The organism is Campylobacter sp., assembly GCF_020024835.1.
In the GTDB taxonomy this organism is placed as follows: domain Bacteria; phylum Campylobacterota; class Campylobacteria; order Campylobacterales; family Campylobacteraceae; genus Campylobacter_D.
Window position 1 is genome coordinate 1 of the sequence record NZ_JAHHTD010000007.1, and the last position, 18,422, is coordinate 18,422.

The window sequence follows — 18,422 nt, forward strand, 5'->3', positions numbered from 1 at the left end:
ATAAATGAACGTTATTTTAAATTTTTTAATAAACATTTAAAAAAAGATTCATTTTTTACTTATGTGAAAGCTATTTTACTAGGTGCTTTAACTCCTTTTTGTTCGTGCTCTAGCATCCCTCTTTTAAATGCTTTTTTAAATGCTAAAGTGCCACTTGGTGTGTGCATTTCTTATTTGATTACTTCGCCTTTGATTAATCCTATTATAATTGTAGTTTTTGTGATGAGTTTTGGTTTTAAAATTACTTTTTTTTATCTTGGATTTTTATTTGTTGTGATTTTATCACTTGCATTTTTAATTTCTAAAATTAATACTAGTATCTTTTTCAATAAAGATTTTTTAAGTGATAATTTAGAAAAATCACAAATTTATCCTTTTGATAATAATTTTTCTAAGAATATTTGTTGTTCTAAAAATAACACAAATTTATCAAGAAAAAAGCAATACAAACATCAATTTAAAAAAATATTTTTACAAAGTTTTCAAGAATATATTAAAATTTTACCTTATATTCTCATAGGTATGGGAATTGGTGCTTTAATTAGTGAATTATCTCCTCAAAATTTTTTTGAAAATTATATGAAAAATTATGATATTTTAGGGATTTTTATTGCTACTTTTGTTGGTGTTTTACTTTATATGAATTGCACTAGTTTAATACCAGTTGCCTTAGCTTTAAGTGCAACTGAACTTCCTTTAGGTATAATGATGAGTTTTTTAATAGCTGGTGCTGGTTGTTCATTGCCTGAATTGATTTTATTAAAGAGAATTTTTAGGTTTAATTTTTTAATTTTATTTGCTAGCGTTATTGTATTAATAGCGATTAGTTTTGGAATTTTAATGTTTTTTATATAAAAAGGTTTTTATATGCAAGATTTTTTAAAAATAACAAGTGCAATCAACGATGAAAGTAGAATTTTAATTCTTGCTTTTTTGCAAAAAAATGGGAAGCTTTGTGTATGTGATTTGCAAAATTCTTTAAATATGAGTCAATCAAGACTTTCAAGACACTTAAAAATTTTAAAAGAAGCTGGATTTTTAGAAGTTGATAGACAAGGTGTTTGGGCGTATTATAAAATCAAAGAAAATCTAAATCTTTTTTGTCAAGATACACTAAAAAATATCCTTAATCTTTCATTAAATCTTCCGCAATTTAATAAAGTATCTTGTCCGTGTTCTAAAGAATAATAAAAGATAGCAAAAGCTATCTAAAATATTATTTTTTATGAGAAAATTTATGAGGATGTTTGCCCTTGATATGGATTATTTTTCCATCTTGAATATCATAAGCTTGTCCAAATCCTTTAACAAAACGTCCATTGTGAAAATCAAGCTTGACTAGATGAAAATCAAGCATTGATCTAATCATTTTAATTGCTTTATCTTCTTTGACTTGTTTTTCAAATTCATCATAAATTTTATCAAATTCATCATTACGTTCGAGAATAGTTGCATAACTTTTATAGCGTAATCTTTTTCTTAGTGCTATAGAGCTAGCTTTACTTTCATCTTCTAAAAACATTATCTCAATATTTTTTGGATTAGCTTTTATGTTGTGATAATGTTCGCTTACTTCGCTAATATAAATATAATTATTAGATTGTGTTTTAAAAAATGGAGCATAAGAGCAAGTGGTTTCACCATTTGTGGTTAATGTTGCTAATATTACAGAGTTATATTGTGAAATAAATTTATCAATTTCTTTTTTAATTTCATTAGTATCATCTTCATCTTTTGCATTCAAACAAAGTTCTATAATGATATCTTTTATAGTATCTTGATCCGCTTTTTGTGGAAAGTTAATACGAAGTGCTTGATTATCATTATATAAAATGTCTAATCCATCAAAATCTACATTTTTAAGCAAGGCATTTTTTATGTTAGTAGATTGAGAAAATTTTTTACACAGATCAAGTAAATTTGATTGATGATGAGAATTCATATGATCTATAATACTTTCAAAATTCATCGAGTTATCCTTTTTTAATTTTTGAGAAACAATATCAATTATCAAATTAAATATATCTTAAAAATGATGATAAATTTTTATGTTTTTTTAATTTATTTGAGAGTATATTTCCATTTCTCATAATAATAATGATATAAATTATCATTATTGTAAAATATTAATTTTAAGTTTTAAGGTGCGTTTATGATCAAGTCAAAAAATATTTTTTTGTTTTGTTTTATGGTTTTTTCTTTAAATGGCATTTTAGTTAATGCAAGTAGTGATGTTATAGATATTGGAGAGGTTGTTGTTTCTGCTAGTGGATTTGAACAAGATGCTGATAATAATTTAAGAAATGTTATAGTTGTAGATGGTTTTTTGCTTGAGAAAAAAGGATTTACTTCTGTAGAACAAGCTTTAGAAAGAATATCTGAGATTAGTTTTGTTGATTTTGGCTTAGGTCGTAATATTGATATGAGAGGTCAAGGAAATAAGTCTAATGTAGCTGTTAAGGTTATGGTAGATGGACGAGCAATTAATGTTTTAGATAGTTCTCACGGAGTTACACCTTTAGATACTATTAATATTAACAATGTTAGTCGCATAGAAATCATACCAGGTGGTGGATCTATTATTTATGGAAATGGCACAAGGGGAGGAGTTATTAATATCATCACAAAAAAACATAAAGAGGATTCTTTTTCCATAAATGCAAAATCACAAAGCTATGAAAACATTATAGATGGTGGTAATTTTGGTTTTGATATGAGTAAAATGATAAGTGATGATATCGTTTTGACATTAAATACTCAAGGATTTGATAAGAGTGGATTTCAAAAAGGATACAATCAAAGAGGTCATTATATTAATAGCGGAATTCTTGCTGATATTAATGAAAATAGTAATTTATCGTTAAATTATAATTTTTTTAAAAGCAATAGCGAAAGTAGTGGGTATTTAACAAAAGCTCAAATAGAAAAAAATCCTAGACAAAAAGGTAATGGCGAAAATGTTACAAAGACTGATAGAAGTGAATTAAGTTTAGATTATAATTATTTTATAAATGATGCTTGGGAATTAAATTTAAGAACTTTTTGGCAAGATCAAAAAATTTTATACGATAAAGATGTTATATCTATGGCTATAAGAGGTATGAACGTTAAAGCTTATCAAGATGGTAGTGGATTTAACGATAGTATTTTAGGGTTAAATTTTAAAGCAAAGTATAATTATGATGAAAAATCTTATATTGTTACAGGGTATGATTTTTTAAATCACGAGGCAAAACGCACAAGTTTATTAAAGTATAGTGTCCCAGTAATAATTCCATATCACAATATGGAAACTATAATGAATATGAATAAACAAAGTCATTCTTGGTTTATTTTAAATTCTCATCAATTTAATGACTTTTTTGTTTTATCCGGAGGTGCTAGATACGAGTGGAATAGATACAGCACAGATAGAAGCTATAAAAATCAAATGCAAATGAATATGAGACCACCAGGCAAACCTACTAATAAAAACGAACTCATTTTCTTTGATACGAAAAAATATAATGATAATATAGCTTTTGAACTTACTCCTACTTTTATATATTCTAACACAGGTTTAGTGTATCTTAAATATGAAAGAGGCTTTATATCTCCAAGTCCTGAGCAATTAGTTAATAAAGACAATAAAAGTAAGAAATATTATTCTAGCGATTTAGATCCTGAAGTATTTAATACTTTTGAGATTGGAATTAGTGATGTATTGTGGAATTTTCACGCATTTAAATTTAGCATTTTTTACACTCAAAGTAATGATGAAATTTCGTATCTTGGAAATCCACATTCTGCATCAGGATCGTGGTGGAAGTATTATAATATAGATCAAACTAGACGCTTTGGAGCTGAAGTAAATTTAAGTCAAAAATTTTTTGATGATACTTTGATTTTTAAAGAAGGTATAACTTATATTGATGCTAGTATATCTAAAGGCGTAAATGATGGTTTGAGAATTCCTTATGTGTCTAAAATTAATCTTTTTGCTGGGGTTGATTATTATTGGAATTTAAATTTTAATTCTTTTGTTGATTTAAATTATCATTCTAGAGCTAAAGATGGTGGCGAAATTAATGAAAATACAGGAAAGATAACTCAAAATAATTGGATAAAAGATTATATGCTAATAGATATTGGCTCAAGTTATAATTATAAAAATTTACAAATTTCAGCTGGCATACGAAATTTATTTGATAAAAAGTATTACACTTATCAAGATAGCGCAAATGATCAATATTTACCAGGCATAAGAAGAAATTACTATACAGAGTTTAAGTATGTATTTTAAAATAATATTTTTTATGAATTTTAGGTTTAAATATATTTAGAAAGAGCACTTTGTTAAAATTGTTATTAAAAAGTTTAAGTCCAAGTCAAGGAGAACATAGTTTTATTTAACAAAAACATTAAATAAATTAATTTAAAAGTTAAAAATTTAGATGATATTAAAAAATATAACTATCTTAGCACAAATTATAAAAAATAATAGATAAGATTAAAAATTTAATTATTATCTAAGTGCTAATGTATAAAGCTAACTCATCACTTAAAAGATAGTTGGTGTTATAAAAAATACCATTTTTATAGGCTAATTTTCCTTTTTTGTAAAGAAAAAATGCCTTTTCTTTTTCTGTTAAATTTAATTTTTTTTCATCAATTCCAATACAGCTTCTAAGTCCTAAAAAAATATGCTCTAAACGCAAATTTTCATCACTTAAATACTCTATTTTTCTATATAATGGATCTTGTATGTATTCTTTTAATTTTTCTTTAGTGTAAAATCTTTTGTTATTTAAAAATCCTACAGCACTTAAACCACAACCTATGTAATTTTTTCCTTGCCAGTATGCAAGATTATGAAAGCATACATTTCCAAAATTACTAATTTCATATTGCGCAAATCCAATATTGCATATTTCTTCTATAAAATATTTTGCAAGTCTTGGAGCGTTTTTTTTATAATGAATTTTCTTTGCAAATTTAGTTTTTTCTTCTATGGTGAGATTATAAGCACTAATATGAGAAATATTAAGTTTGCGTAAATTTAAAAGCTCATATTGAAGCATTTTTAAATTATCTAATTTTGTATCGTATATTAAATCAATATTGATATTTTTAAAACCAACTTTATTTGCGTTATCTACGCTAGTAAAGATACTTTTTTGATTATGAATACGACCTAGAAAATTTAATTTTTTTTCATTAAAACTTTGCACACCAAAAGAAATTCTATTAATACCTAAATTTTTAATTTCTTTTAGCCAGTCAAAATTACTTGAATTTGGATTTGCCTCTATGCTTATTTCTGCATTTTTATCTAAAAAATCTTTTATAACAATAAAAATATTTTCATAAAATTTTATATCCATTAAACTAGGAGTTCCTCCTCCTATGAATATTGTTTTAATGCTTTTTTGAGAGATTTGATAAGAATTGATTTGATGTTTGATATCTTTTAAAATAGCTTTTAAATAAGCATTTTCATAGTCTTTTTTCTTTAAAGAGGTAAAAGAACAATAAAAGCATTTACTTTCACAAAATGGTATATGTATATACAAATGCATAAAAACTTCTTTAAAATAATAATAAATTTGGTATTTTTTGTTAAAATTGTATTATTTTAAAGTCAAGGATAAGAAAACAGATGAAAGAAGAAAAAAAATATCGACCTAATGTTGCTGCAGTAGTATTATCGCCATCTTATCCTTTTGAATGTAAGATATTGCTTGCAAGGCGTAATGATATGGAAGAAATATGGCAGTTTCCTCAAGGTGGGATAGATGAAGGTGAAAGTGTTAAAAATGCTTTATTGAGGGAATTAAAAGAAGAAATAGGCACTGATGAAGTGGAGATTTTAGCTGAGTTTCCTGAATGGATTAATTATGATTTTCCCTCAAAAATTGCTCAAAAAATGTGTCCATATGATGGACAAAGTCAAAAGTATTTTTTGTTAAGATTAAAAGCAAATGCAAAAATAAATTTAAATACTAAAAATCCTGAATTTAATGCTTACAAATTTGTTTTTTTAGATGAAATTTTTAGTATGACAAATCATTTTAAAAAACCTATTTATGTGAAAGTTTTAAAACACTTTAAAGAAGGAGGGTATCTTTAATGTTGGTTATTCAAAAATATGGTGGCACTAGTGTTGGGACATTAGAGCGTATAGATGAAGTTGCTAAAAGGATAGCAAAGAGTAAGGAAAAATATAATAAATTAGTAATAGTTGTTTCAGCTATGAGTGGAGTTACAAATGAATTGATTGATTTTGCTCATCATTTTAGTAAAAATCCTTCTGGTCGCGAAATGGATATGCTTTTAAGTAGTGGAGAGCGTGTTACTTCTTCATTGCTTGCTATTGCGTTAAATGAAATGGGTATAAAGGCTACTGCTTTTTCAGGACGTGATGCAGGAATTGTTACTGATAATATTCATACTAAGGCAAGAATTGAATTTATAGATACTACAAATATAAATAAAGCTTTAGAAAATGACTATATAGTTGTGGTTGCTGGCTTTCAAGGCGTAGATAAAATGGGAAATATTACAACTTTGGGTCGTGGGGGAAGTGATTTAAGTGCAGTTGCTTTAGCAGGAGCTTTAAAGGCTGATTTATGTGAAATTTATACTGATGTAGATGGGGTTTATACAACCGATCCAAGAATTGAACCTAAAGCAAGAAAATTAGATAAGATTTCTTACGAAGAAATGTTAGAACTTGCTAGTTTGGGTGCAAAAGTATTGCAAAATAGATCTGTTGAGCTTGCAAAAAAACTTAATGTTAAACTCGTTACAAGGAGCAGTTTTAATGACAATGAAGGCACGATTATTACTAAGGAGGAAAATATGGAACAAGCTTTAGTTAGTGGGATCGCATTAGATAAAAATCAAGCAAGAATTACTCTAAGAAATATTGATGATAAACCAGGTATTGCTGCTGAAATTTTTGGAATTTTAGCCAATGAAAATATTAATGTAGATATGATTATACAAAATGTAGGACTTGATGGAGCTACAAATTTAGGTTTTACTATTTTAGAAAATGAGGTAGATCTTGCAACAAATGCAGTTAAGAAAGTGCTTGGTGAAAATGCATTTATTGAGACTGATAGTGCTGTAGTGAAAGTTTCTGTCGTGGGTGTGGGTATGAAATCTCATTCTGGAGTTGCTTCTGCGGCTTTTAAGGCATTAGCAAATGAAAATATTAATATACAAATGATTTCAACAAGTGAGATTAAAATTTCAGTTATTGTGCATGAAAAATACGGCGAATTAGCTGTTAGAGTTTTACATGAAATTTATAAATTAGACGCATAATGAGTAATAGTTTTTTAAAATTCACCTTAGAGCAAATTAGACACAATGGTGTTTATATGAGTTGGTTAGAAGAAAGACGTCTTGAGTGGTCGCCTTTGATAGTTTCAAAACTTTCTTTATTACTTCAAGGATACACTTTTGTATTACTTACTGATGAAAAAAGATCTTGGTTTGAAAATTATTTTTTAAGTCAAATTAATGCTAAAAATACTAGACCATATATGCCTTTTGTTTCTTTAAAGGGTATATATAATCAAACTTGTAAAAATCAAGAAGATATTGCTTTATTAAATGATTTGTTGAGTATTTCTTTTCCAAATGGATATGTATATTTTTATATAGGTAAAAATTTAGATTTTAAATCACAAATTGCAAGGTCTAAAGAAGATAGTTTGCTTTGGCTTTTTGATGAGCAGTTGCAAAATAGTTTTTATCTTTCTTCAAATGATAAAGATCTTGATTTTAAGTTAATTTCTTTATATAAAATTTTTGATCAAAGTATAGATGCAACAATTTTTTCTAAGGTAGAAATTTGAATTTAAGAAATAAAATCATCATACACGATGATTTTGATTTTATACAAGATAAACTTATCGAGGAATTTGGAGCTAACAAAATCAAGTTTTTCATACCTAAAAATCCTGATATTGAACTAAGACTTAATGATTTAACCTATGATAAAAATGCTCAAGCAACAGCAAAGGCTATAATGAAAGAAAGTTATATAGCTGAATCTAATACTAAAATTATAGTTATTATGGCAAGAGCTTTTCGTGAAGAAGCACAAAATTTTTTATTAAAAATTTTTGAAGAACCACCTAAAAATGTTTGTTTTGTTATAGTTGCTCCATCTAAGAATGTTTTTTTGCCTACTATTCTTTCAAGATTTATAGTAGAAAAATATAAGATTAAAAAGGAAAAATTTCCACTTAAAATTGATTTTAATAAAATTGATTTATCTAGCATTTTAAATTTTATAAAGCAGTATGAAAATGTAGATAAAAATGAGTGCTTAAGTATTATTGACTCTTTAAGTTATGAGTCTTTTAAACAGGGGATTAAATTAAATGATGATGAAATAGATTTTTTTTATAAAGCTTATGAGCTTATAAAATTAAATGCTAAGCCGTCTATTGTATTAAGCACCATTATGTTGATATTATATGAGAGAAAAAATGAAAATTACTAAAATTAATTCAAATACTAAATTTAAACAAATTTCATCTTTAATTAAACCTCACAAAATAGGTGAAAAAATAATGAGCAAAAAGGCTCAAATTCATTTTTTTTACATTCAAAATTTAAAAGCACCCGCTGCAAATATACTAAAACAAGACGCTTTAAGGATAGGAGCAGAACTTGTAACTCATAAAGAAGTGATATTAGGAAAAGATTATACAAATGCTTTGTTGATGGCTACAGATGAGCAAATTCAAAAACTTATATTTAAAGAAAAAATGCAAGATTTTGATTTAAAAGACTTAGCAATATTTTTAGAAAAATCATTTAACAAGCCAGCATATCCACAATTAATGGCTGTTTTAAATATCAATAATGATAGTTTTAATCCACAAAGTAGAGTTAATGAATTTACTTTTGAAAAAAGATTAAATGAGCTTATTGAGTTAAAACCAGATTTTATAGACATAGGTGCTGTATCATCAAGACCTGGTAGTGTGTATTGTGGTAAAAAGGAGGAATTTAAGCGCTTAAAAAATATACTTGATTTAATATATAAAAAATCATATTACAAAGAAAGTATTTTTAGCTTAGATAGTTTTGATGAATATTCCTTAGAATACGCACTTGATAGAGGATTTAGATTAATTAATGATATTAGCGGACTTGCTAATGAAAATTTAGCTAAACTTGCTGTTAAATTTAATGCAAATTATTGTCTTATGCATATGCAAAATACTCCATTAACTATGCAAAATAATCCCTCTTATAAAGATATCATACAAGAGCTTAGTGATTTTTTTGAAGAAAAATTATTAGTTTTAAAGCAATATGGTGTTAAAGATGTAATTTTAGATGTTGGTATAGGTTTTGGAAAAACTTCTAAGCACAATATGATACTTATTAAACATTTAGAACATTTTTTACAATTTCAAAAGCCATTGTTAATAGGAGCTAGTAGAAAAAGTATGATAGATGTGTATTTTCCAAGTAAAATTGAAGAAAGATTAGCTGGTAGTTTGTATTTGCATTTAGAAGCTTTTAAAAATGGTGCAAGTATTATAAGAACGCATGATTTATATGAGCATAAGCAAATGTTTGAACTAGTAAAAGCTATAGATGAGGTTACAATATGACTTATGAAGAGTATTTGAAAAATGTAAAACTTGCTAATTTATGGATGAGGGCATATTATGAAGAAGATGAGCCTTTAGCAAGCGATGATGAATATGATAAACTTATTAGAGAGCTTAAAGAATTTGAAAATATTAACAAAGACAAAATCGACAAGGAATCTCCTACTCAAAAAATAGCACCAACTTTGCAAAGTGAATTTCATAAAATTACTCATCTAAGTAAAATGTGGTCGATGGAAGATGTATTTAATGATGATGAATTTAAAGCTTGGGCTAAGAGAGCAAAAAATGAATATGATTTTTTTATAGAACCTAAATTTGATGGAGCTAGTTTAAATTTAGTTTATGAAAATGGTTATTTAATCAGCGGTGCCACAAGGGGTGATGGGCAAATTGGAGAAAATGTTACTTTAAATGTTAAAATGATTGATAATATTCCACAAACTATAGCTTATAAAGAAAAGATTGAGATTCGCGGTGAAGTAGTTATTTTAAAGGAAGATTTTGTAAAAATTAATCAAAAAAGGCTAGAAGATAATTTAAGTGTATTTGCTAATCCACGTAATATGGCCAGTGGATCATTAAGACAACTTGATACAAAAATAACTAAAGAAAGAAAATTAAAATTTTTTCCTTGGGGAATAGGTTATAACACTTTAAATTTTTCAAAACATTCGCAAGTAGTGGAATTTATAAGAAATCTTGGTTTTTTAAAAGATGATTTTGCATTTTATTGTAAAGATATTGATGAGGTATTAAAAAAATATAAAGAATTGTTAAATTTAAGAGATACAAAATCTATGATGATAGATGGTATGGTCGTAAGAGTGGATAATTTAAAACATTGTCAGTTGCTAGGATATACAATTAAGTTTCCTAAATTTATGGTAGCTTTTAAATTTCCAGCTTTAGAAAAAACTACCACTTTACTTGGAATTAATCTGCAAGTAGGAAGAAGTGGTGTTATTACTCCTGTTGCTGTGTTAGAGCCAGTAAATTTAGATGGAGTTATAGTTAAATCAGCGACTTTACATAATTTTGATGAAATTTCTCGACTTGATTTAAAAATAGGTGATAGTGTAAATGTGATACGTAGTGGAGATGTAATTCCTAAGATTACTAAGGTTTTTACTCAAAGAAGAGATGGTTTAGAACTTAGTATAACTAAGCCTAAAATTTGTCCAGAATGCGCTAGTGAGCTTTTAGATGAAGGTGCGTTTTTAAAATGTCAAAATTTAGATTGTAAAGCAAGATTGATAAATTCTATTATTTATTTTGTTTCTAAAAAATGTCTTAATATTGATGGGCTCGGTGAAAATATAGTTGAGCTTTTATTTAAAGAAGGAAAGATTACTAATATTGAGAGTATTTTTTTTCTAAAACATAGTGATTTTGAAAATTTAGAAGGTTTTAAAGAAAAAAAGATTGCAAATATTTTAAATGCTATTAAAGAGGCAAAAAATTGTCCTTTAAGTAAATTTATCACAGCCTTGGGTATTGAGCATATTGGTGAAGTAGCGGCTAAAAAATTAGCTAATACTTTCGGATTTGCTTGGTATAAGCAAGATTATAATACATATGAAAATTTAGAAGGTTTTGGTAAGCAAATGGCAAAAAGCTTGCAAGAATTTATTAAAGTTAATTATCATAGGATTGAGCATTTTTATGAGATTTTAATTTTAGAAGAAGAAAAAAATACAATAACACACAATGTAAATATTTCTAATAAAATTTTTGTTATCACTGGAACTTTATCCAAATCAAGAGATGAATTTAAGCAATTACTAGAACTTTATGGAGCTAAAGTAAGCTCTAGTGTGTCTAAAAAAACTGATTTTCTTTTATATGGAGAAGATGCTGGAAGTAAATTGCAAAAGGCACAAGAATTAGGGGTTAAATGTATTAGCGAAATAGAATTTTATAAGTTATTAAAAGAATGATATAAATGAGATTTGATGTTTTTGTAAGCCAAAAATTAAATATTAGTCGAAATAAGGCATATGAATTGATAGAAAATCAGCAAATATTGCTAAATGGTGAATTTAAAAAGACTTCTTATAATATAGAAAGTATTAAACCTTTAGCAGATGAAAATTTCAAATTAACACTTTTAGAAGAATTTTTTGTAAGTAGAGCTGCATATAAATTAAAGTATTTTTTACAAAATTATTCTATTGATATTGCAAATAAAATTTGTCTTGATATAGGATCATCTACAGGAGGATTTGTGCAGATTTTACATCAAAAAAATGCTAAAACAATTTACGCTTTAGATGTAGGCTCTAATCAACTTCATCAGGATTTGAAAACATTAGATAATATTATTTTATGTGAAAATACAGATTTAAGAAATTTTAATAGCAAAATAAAATTTGATGTAATCACTTGTGATGTGAGTTTTATATCATTGATACATTTGCTATCTTATATTAATAATTTAGCAAAAGATATGATTATTTTACTTTTTAAACCTCAATTTGAAGTTGGAAAAAATATCAAACGCAATAAAAATGGCGTTGTAAAAGATGAAAAAGCTATTAAACAAGCTAGGGCTAATTTTGAAAAAGAATGTGCTAAGCTTGGTTGGATTTTACAAGCAACACAAATTTCAAAGTTAAAAGGAAAGGAAGGTAATGTGGAATTTTTCTACGCCTATAGAAAAATTTAATATTAAAAATTTAGCTATAGGATGTTTTGATGGTATGCATCTTGGGCATTTAGAGCTTTGTAAGCATTTAGATAAAAATTCTGCACTTTTAATTATTTTTAAGAATGAAGATAATTTTTTGACACCAAGAAATTTTAGAAATAAAATTGTGAATTTACCATTAGTTTTTTTGAATTTTGAAAAAATCAAACATTTAAATGCAAAAGATTTTTTAAATTTATTATTAAATGAATTTAATAATCTAGAAAAAATCGTCGTAGGATATGATTTTAAATTTGGTAAAGAAAGAAAGTGGAGTGCTAAAAATATACAAGAACTCTGTGGAATTAAAACTATTATTGTAGATGAATTTAAAAAAAATAATGTAAGCGTTCATACGAGTATGATTAAAAAAATGTTGCAAAATGGACAAGTTTTTGACGCTAAAATATATCTTGGTAGATTTTATAATATCATTGCAGACGTTGTTAAGGGGCAAGGTATTGGTTCAAAATTATTATTTGCAACAATTAATTTAAAAGCAAATAATTTTTTTTTACCAAAAAATGGTGTTTATGCAAGTATTGTTAAATTTTATCACAAATCTTTTCATAGCATTACATTTTTGGGCATACGATCAACGGATAAAAACTTTTCATTAGAAACACATATTTTAATGGATAATTTTAATGAGCTAGTGCCACAGAGTGTAGAGCTTGAATTTATTTATTATATAAGAGAAAATAAACAATTTGATAATTTTATAGATTTAAAAAAACAAATTAGCCAAGATATTGTGCAGGCTAAGCAAATTTTAGGAAATTTAAATGAAAGATAATATTTTTCAAAAGCCTTTAGAAAAACAATTTGAATTTGATGCTGATGTTGCTAGTGTTTTTGATGATATGGTTTCACGATCTGTGCCATTTTATACTCAAAATCTTAAACTTATAGTGGATATTGTTGCATATTTTGCACAAAATAGTGCTAAAATTTGCGATCTTGGTTGTTCTACTTCTAGTTTATTGTTGGCATTATTTGAAAGAAGAAAAGATCTTATCTTAAGCGGTGTTGATAATGCTCAAGCTATGTTAAATATAGCAAAAAATAAAACTAACGCTTTTGGAGCTAAGATAGATTTTTATAATAAAAATTTAGATGAATTTATTTTTTTTAAAAATGATATTTTTATAGCCACTTATACTATGCAATTTATTCGCCCGCAAAAAAGACAAGAGATTATTAACAAAATTTATGAGAATTTAAATGATAATGGTATTTTTATTATGAGTGAAAAAATTCTTTATGAAGATGCAAGAATTTCTAAAAAGATGATAGAAATTTATGAAAATTACAAACAAGAACAAGGCTATACTAGATTAGAAATTGCTACTAAAAGGGAAGCACTTGAAAATATCCTTATACCATATACACAAAATGAAAATATCACAATGCTTAAAAATGCAGGTTTTGCAAAAATAGAAAGCATATTTAAATGGGTAAATTTTGAAACATTCGTGGCTTTTAAATAAAAATGTTTGATTTTTAAATCAAACATTAAATCTAAAATGTATCACATCTCCATCTTCGACAATATAATCTTTTCCTTCAAGGCGTAATTTTCCAGCTTCCTTAGCACCGCTTTCACCTTTATGAGTAATAAAATCCTCATAGGAGATTACTTCAGCTTTTATAAATCCTTTTTCAAAATCATTATGAATCACACTTGCTGCTTTTGGAGCTTTCCAGCCTTTTTGAATGGTCCATGATCGAACTTCAATTTCTCCAGCAGTAAAATAGCTAATTAAATTTAATTTTGAAAAAGCCGTGCGTATAACAACTTCAAGACCACTATTTTCTACACCTAGAGATTTTAAAAACTCTTCACTTTCTTCATCACTTAAGTCTATCATTTCTTCTTCTATTTTAGAACAAAGCTTAATGACTTCATATCCTGATTTAGAAGCAAATTCTTTTAAAGCTTTCACGTATTCATTATCGTTTAAAAGAGAATTTTCATCTACATTAGCGCCAAAAATTACTTCTTTAGCAGATAATAATCTTAATTCTTTTATGAGTGCATTATAAATTTCATTTTTATTTGAGAAAGAATTTGCATTGTTATTTTGATTTAAATGCTCTAAAAGTGCATTGGCAACTTCAAGAGTTTCTTTAGCTCCTTTTTCGTTAGCTTTTACACCTTTTGTAAGTTTTTCTATTTTTTTACTAAGTTGTTCAATATCTGCTAAAATCAGCTCTGTTTCTATGATTTGTGCATCTCGCACAGGATCTATACTTCCTGCTATATGAGTGATATTTTCATCATCAAAACAACGAACTATGTGTAAAATCATTTCTGTTTCTCGTATATTTGCAAGAAATTTATTTCCTAGACCTTCACCTTTGCTAGCACCTGCAACTAAACCAGCTATATCAACAAATTCTATATTTGATTTTATGATTTTTTGAGGACGGGCTATTTTAGCTAATTCTTTCAAGCGATGATCGGGCACTGCAACTATAGCTTTATTTGGTTCAATAGTGCAAAATGGATAATTTGCGCTTTCTGCATTTTGTGCTTTTGTTAAAGCATTAAAAGTTGTAGATTTACCAACGTTTGGAAGACCTACTATGCCAACTGATAAACTCATTGATTTTTCCTTGAAAGATAAAGTAAATAAGTAAGACACATTCTTACTCCAGCTGAACTTGCTCCAAAGCTATGATAAGCCCAATTTTTCTCTAAATAAGCAGGACCTGCTATATCTAAATGCAACCATTTATCTTTATATTCATCTTTAATAAAAGAATTTAAAAATAATCCAGCCGTAATAGCTCCGCCATATCTACTAGATGATGTATTACTAACATCTGCTATATTTGACTTTATAAGTTCTTTTAAATAAGGATTAAAATGTAAAATAGTGGCTAAATCCCCACTTTTTTTACTAATTTTATAAAAATTATTTTGTAATTCTTCATTATTCCCCATAATGGCACTTGTATATTCTCCAAGTCCTACAACGCAGGCTCCAGTAAGTGTGGCAAGGTCTATGATTAGATCAGGTTTTAAGTCTTGAGCATAAGATAAACAATCAGCTAAAACTAGCCTACCTTCAGCATCGGTATTTCTAACTTCTATGCTTATTCCTTCTCTTGAAATAAGAATATCATCAGGTTTGTAAGCATTGCCACCTATCATATTCTCTGTAGCACCTATTATAGAGTGAATTTCTATGTCTAAATTTAATTCACTCGCTCCTTTTATGATAGCCATAACAGCAGCACCGCCACTTTTATCTGATTTCATTGTAAGCATATAATCAGCCGGCTTTAAACTAAGCCCACCACTATCGTAAGTTAGGCCTTTTCCGACAAATACTACTTTCATTTTTGAATTTTTTGGCTTATAAGATAGATGTATAAGCTTTGGTGGGTGAATTGAAGCACGATTTACAGCTAAAAATGCTTGCATTTTTTCTTTTTCTAAAAAATCACTTTCATAAATTTCACAAGAAATATTTTTATCATTTTTAGCTAAGTCTAAAGCATCTTGAGCCATTTTACTTGGTGTGTATATTTGAGGAATTTCATTAACAATATCTTTTGCAAAATTACAAGCATTGGAAAAAATTTCTCCATATTTTATACCAATTTTAGCTTCATTAATATCGTATTTTTTATCATTAATTTCATCTTTTGATATGATTATATTTTTTAGTTTTGTTGGAGTTTTATCTTTTTTGTATTTATCAAATTCATATGCTCCAAAATTAAAACCTTGCACAAGAGCATTAAAGCTATTTACAACACAAGCTCCAACAACACTTTTAGTTTTAACACTTTGAATTTCTAGTTTTTTTAAGGCTTTATACACATTTGCAAAAGCAAGTCTGATACTTTCATATTCTAAACTTTTTAATTCACCATATATAATTTTATTTTGCATATCAAGGCATATACCTTCACCTTTAAAATTCATAATTTTAAAAAGTTCTTGACTTTTAAAATGGCTATCAATTTCTTTATTTTGAATTAAAATAATTTCAAAATCAGCTTCTATGGAATTTATATCTTTATCTTTAAAATCAAAAATCATTTACGAATCCTTTTTTTAAGTATTGATTTTTCTATTTGTTTTATGCTAAAAAATAATATTAACAAAAAGCAAGCTGCAATAGGTATTGCAAAATACCAATGTTTTCCAGCCCACTCAACACCAATCCAAATTTGCTTTCCAAAAAACCAAGCAAGCAATATAGTTATAGCCGCCCAAGCCCAAGCACTCATAAGATTGATGAAAGCAAATTTCTTAGCACTATATCTTGTTAATCCTATACTCATAGGTATTATAGTTCTAAAACCATACATATATCTTTGTATAAATATAATTGGCCAGCCAAAACGTTGCAGCAATAGGTGTGCTATGGCAAATTTACGCCTTTGAGTGTGTAGCTTTTTTTGTATGTATTTTTTGTTATATCTTCCTATATAAAAATATATCTGATCCCCGATAAATCCTCCCAAACCAGCTACAAAAATGATTAATCCTAAATTAACATGACCTTCGTGTGCGAAAATTCCTGCGAGAATTAAAGCGAGCTCACCTTCAAGTATGCACCATAAGAAAACTATAGCATAGGCCCAATTTTTATAATCGTATAAGAGTTGCTTTAAAAATTCTTCCATTTTTATATCTCCAATACACTATAAACAGAAGTTAATTGTGATAATTGTTTGCTACCTTCAAGATCTTTTAAATTTAATAAAAAACACGCTTCTATGCAATTTGCATTTAATCTTTGTATAAGTTTTACTGCTGCTATTGCGGTGCCACCTGTTGCAATTAGATCATCTATAAGCAAAACTCTAGCGTTTTTAGTATTATTAAATGCGTCGATATGAATTTCTAAAATATCTTCTCCATATTCTAAGAAATATTTTTCTTGTAAGCATTTTCCTGGCAATTTTCCAGGTTTTCTAATTGGTATAAAAGGTAATTCTAATTTTGCACTTAATGCAGCACCAAATATAAAGCCACGACTTTCTATACCGGCTATATAATCAATATTTGAATTTTTATATTTTTCTATCAAATGATTTATTAAAAAAGAAAATGCTTCTTTATTGTTTAATAAAGTTGTAATATCTCTAAAAACAATACCTTTCTTAGGAAAATCTTTTATAGCTCTAATGCTATCTAATAAATATTTTTTATTTTGTTCATTCATCATAATAATGCCTCTATTTTTACTTCTAATTCTTTAATCTTTTGTCTTAACTTTTCATTTTCTATACGATATTGTGAATTTCTTGTTCTAAGTGAGGTTAAATCAGCTTTGCTTTTGTTGAGTTCTTCGGTTAAAATATCAATATTTCCTAAGCTTCTTTGGAGTTGAATTTGTAGTTTTCGTATAACTATTTCTGTATCATCAAGATTTCTTTTAATATAATCTTTTGCTATTTTTTCTTTATCAAGCAAAGTTTTATAATAAAGCAACATAATGGTCATATAAATACTAATACAAATTAATATTGTTAATATAAGCCAACTAAGTATCATATAAGTTCCTCTATTTTACTAATTCTTTGACAATGTCTCCCACCGCTAAAAGAGGTGTTAATGAAACTAGTGATAATTTCAAAAGCCATATCAATACCGATTAATCTTGAACCTAATGCTAAAACATTTGCATCATTATGTTCTCTTGAGAGTTTAGCACTCAATGGTTCATTACATAAAGCACAACGTATATTTTTATGACGATTTGCGGCTATGCTCATACCTATACCAGATCCACAGATTAAAATACCAAATGTTTTTTCATCAATCTTAGAGCTTAATGAGTGTGCAAAATCAGGATAATCACAACGATTAGCATCAAAAGGTCCAAGATCTTCATAGGTGATTTTTAGATCTTTTAAAAATAGGATAATTTCTTCTTTAAGTTTAAAGCCGGCGTGATCACTAGCAATAAAAATTTTCTCTTTTAACATAGAATTCACTTTTTTTGAAAAATTTAGAGCTTTAATTCTATCATATTTAATTAAAATTTTTCTTTCTTTTATACAATAAGGCTTAATAATTGTTTTAAATTCACATTATGCTATAATGAGTTCTAAAGTTTATAGCAAGTATGTCTTAAGAG

At 26.9% G+C, this 18,422-nt stretch carries 20 protein-coding genes and 1 pseudogene; 13 read left to right on the top strand and 8 right to left on the bottom strand.

Features of this window, described 5'->3' with window-relative positions; translation table 11 throughout:
- The coding region (locus QZ429_RS02335) for a permease (protein ID WP_291950487.1) at nucleotides 1–855 on the top strand (855 nt) is incomplete at its 5' end.
- A 12-nt stretch (nucleotides 856–867) separates the two neighbouring features.
- Nucleotides 868–1,188, top strand: a complete 321-nt coding sequence (locus QZ429_RS02340) for a metalloregulator ArsR/SmtB family transcription factor (protein ID WP_291950490.1) — start codon at nucleotides 868–870, stop codon at nucleotides 1,186–1,188.
- A 28-nt stretch (nucleotides 1,189–1,216) separates the two neighbouring features.
- On the opposite strand, the gene QZ429_RS02345 is transcribed toward QZ429_RS02340, so the two are convergent.
- Complete coding sequence (locus QZ429_RS02345) at nucleotides 1,217–1,969, bottom strand: HugZ family heme oxygenase (protein ID WP_291950492.1); 753 nt, start codon at nucleotides 1,967–1,969, stop codon at nucleotides 1,217–1,219.
- 219 nt (nucleotides 1,970–2,188) lie between these two features.
- Between QZ429_RS02345 and QZ429_RS02350 the strand changes: the two genes are divergently transcribed.
- Together QZ429_RS02350 and QZ429_RS02355 are read left to right on the top strand one after the other, a co-directional pair.
- Entirely contained in the window at nucleotides 2,189–4,282 is a 2,094-nt protein-coding gene (locus QZ429_RS02350; protein ID WP_291950592.1) for a TonB-dependent receptor, read from the top strand.
- An 8-nt stretch (nucleotides 4,283–4,290) separates the two neighbouring features.
- A pseudogene (locus tag QZ429_RS02355) lies at nucleotides 4,291–4,405 on the top strand (ABC transporter ATP-binding protein); the annotation flags it as partial.
- Between the two features lie 103 nt (nucleotides 4,406–4,508).
- On the opposite strand, the gene hemW reads toward QZ429_RS02355, so the two are convergent.
- The gene (gene hemW, locus QZ429_RS02360; protein WP_291950494.1) at nucleotides 4,509–5,558 is read right to left on the bottom strand and encodes a radical SAM family heme chaperone HemW; all 1,050 of its coding nucleotides are present in this window, start codon (nucleotides 5,556–5,558) and stop codon (nucleotides 4,509–4,511) included.
- Nucleotides 5,559–5,638: 80 nt separating this feature from the next.
- Between hemW and QZ429_RS02365 the strand changes: the two genes are divergently transcribed.
- From QZ429_RS02365 to cmoA, 9 genes are read left to right on the top strand one after another with little or no spacing between them, the layout of a single operon-like run.
- On the top strand, nucleotides 5,639–6,109 hold the full coding sequence (locus tag QZ429_RS02365) for an RNA pyrophosphohydrolase (RefSeq protein ID WP_291950496.1): 471 nt from the start codon (nucleotides 5,639–5,641) through the stop codon (nucleotides 6,107–6,109).
- Entirely contained in the window at nucleotides 6,109–7,311 is a 1,203-nt protein-coding gene (locus tag QZ429_RS02370; protein ID WP_291950499.1) for an aspartate kinase, read from the top strand. The genes QZ429_RS02365 and QZ429_RS02370 overlap by 1 nt, the downstream gene beginning before the upstream one ends.
- On the top strand, nucleotides 7,311–7,847 hold the full coding sequence (locus QZ429_RS02375) for a HobA family DNA replication regulator (RefSeq protein WP_291950502.1): 537 nt from the start codon (nucleotides 7,311–7,313) through the stop codon (nucleotides 7,845–7,847). The genes QZ429_RS02370 and QZ429_RS02375 overlap by 1 nt, the downstream gene beginning before the upstream one ends.
- A complete protein-coding gene (locus QZ429_RS02380) occupies nucleotides 7,844–8,500 on the top strand; it encodes a DNA polymerase III subunit delta' (RefSeq protein ID WP_291950505.1) in 657 nt (218 codons plus the stop codon). The genes QZ429_RS02375 and QZ429_RS02380 overlap by 4 nt, the downstream gene beginning before the upstream one ends.
- Nucleotides 8,487–9,626 (top strand): dihydropteroate synthase, encoded by a 1,140-nt coding sequence (folP, locus tag QZ429_RS02385; protein ID WP_291950508.1) that lies wholly within the window; start codon nucleotides 8,487–8,489, stop codon nucleotides 9,624–9,626. Before QZ429_RS02380 ends, folP begins: the two co-directional genes overlap by 14 nt.
- Entirely contained in the window at nucleotides 9,623–11,566 is a 1,944-nt protein-coding gene (gene ligA / locus QZ429_RS02390) for an NAD-dependent DNA ligase LigA (RefSeq protein WP_291950512.1), read from the top strand. Before folP ends, ligA begins: the two co-directional genes overlap by 4 nt.
- A 5-nt stretch (nucleotides 11,567–11,571) precedes the next feature.
- Nucleotides 11,572–12,294: a TlyA family RNA methyltransferase gene (locus tag QZ429_RS02395; RefSeq protein ID WP_291950515.1), complete on the top strand. Its 723-nt coding sequence runs from the start codon at nucleotides 11,572–11,574 to the stop codon at nucleotides 12,292–12,294.
- On the top strand, nucleotides 12,260–13,111 hold the full coding sequence (locus tag QZ429_RS02400; RefSeq protein WP_291950517.1) for a bifunctional riboflavin kinase/FAD synthetase: 852 nt from the start codon (nucleotides 12,260–12,262) through the stop codon (nucleotides 13,109–13,111). Before QZ429_RS02395 ends, QZ429_RS02400 begins: the two co-directional genes overlap by 35 nt.
- Nucleotides 13,101–13,805 carry a carboxy-S-adenosyl-L-methionine synthase CmoA gene (gene cmoA / locus QZ429_RS02405; RefSeq protein WP_291950520.1) on the top strand — a complete coding sequence of 235 codons (705 nt, stop codon included), beginning with the start codon at nucleotides 13,101–13,103 and terminating at the stop codon, nucleotides 13,803–13,805. The genes QZ429_RS02400 and cmoA overlap by 11 nt, the downstream gene beginning before the upstream one ends.
- Before the next feature lie 18 nt (nucleotides 13,806–13,823).
- Here the strand turns inward: cmoA and ychF are convergent, their stop codons facing one another.
- Genes ychF through rpiB form a run of 6 tightly spaced genes read right to left on the bottom strand, consistent with a single transcriptional unit; the run spans nucleotide 13,824 to nucleotide 18,270 of the window.
- Nucleotides 13,824–14,924, bottom strand: a complete 1,101-nt coding sequence (ychF, locus tag QZ429_RS02410) for a redox-regulated ATPase YchF (RefSeq protein ID WP_291950523.1) — start codon at nucleotides 14,922–14,924, stop codon at nucleotides 13,824–13,826.
- Nucleotides 14,921–16,372 (bottom strand): leucyl aminopeptidase, encoded by a 1,452-nt coding sequence (locus QZ429_RS02415; protein WP_291950527.1) that lies wholly within the window; start codon nucleotides 16,370–16,372, stop codon nucleotides 14,921–14,923. Before QZ429_RS02415 ends, ychF begins: the two co-directional genes overlap by 4 nt.
- Complete coding sequence (locus tag QZ429_RS02420) at nucleotides 16,369–16,962, bottom strand: DedA family protein (protein WP_291950530.1); 594 nt, start codon at nucleotides 16,960–16,962, stop codon at nucleotides 16,369–16,371. The genes QZ429_RS02415 and QZ429_RS02420 overlap by 4 nt, the downstream gene beginning before the upstream one ends.
- Nucleotides 16,963–16,964: 2 nt before the next feature.
- Nucleotides 16,965–17,513 (bottom strand): adenine phosphoribosyltransferase, encoded by a 549-nt coding sequence (apt, locus tag QZ429_RS02425; RefSeq protein ID WP_291950595.1) that lies wholly within the window; start codon nucleotides 17,511–17,513, stop codon nucleotides 16,965–16,967.
- Complete coding sequence (locus QZ429_RS02430; RefSeq protein ID WP_291950533.1) at nucleotides 17,504–17,836, bottom strand: hypothetical protein; 333 nt, start codon at nucleotides 17,834–17,836, stop codon at nucleotides 17,504–17,506. The genes apt and QZ429_RS02430 overlap by 10 nt, the downstream gene beginning before the upstream one ends.
- On the bottom strand, nucleotides 17,833–18,270 hold the full coding sequence (rpiB, locus tag QZ429_RS02435; protein ID WP_291950535.1) for a ribose 5-phosphate isomerase B: 438 nt from the start codon (nucleotides 18,268–18,270) through the stop codon (nucleotides 17,833–17,835). The genes QZ429_RS02430 and rpiB overlap by 4 nt, the downstream gene beginning before the upstream one ends.
- Nucleotides 18,271–18,422: the final 152 nt, after the last annotated feature.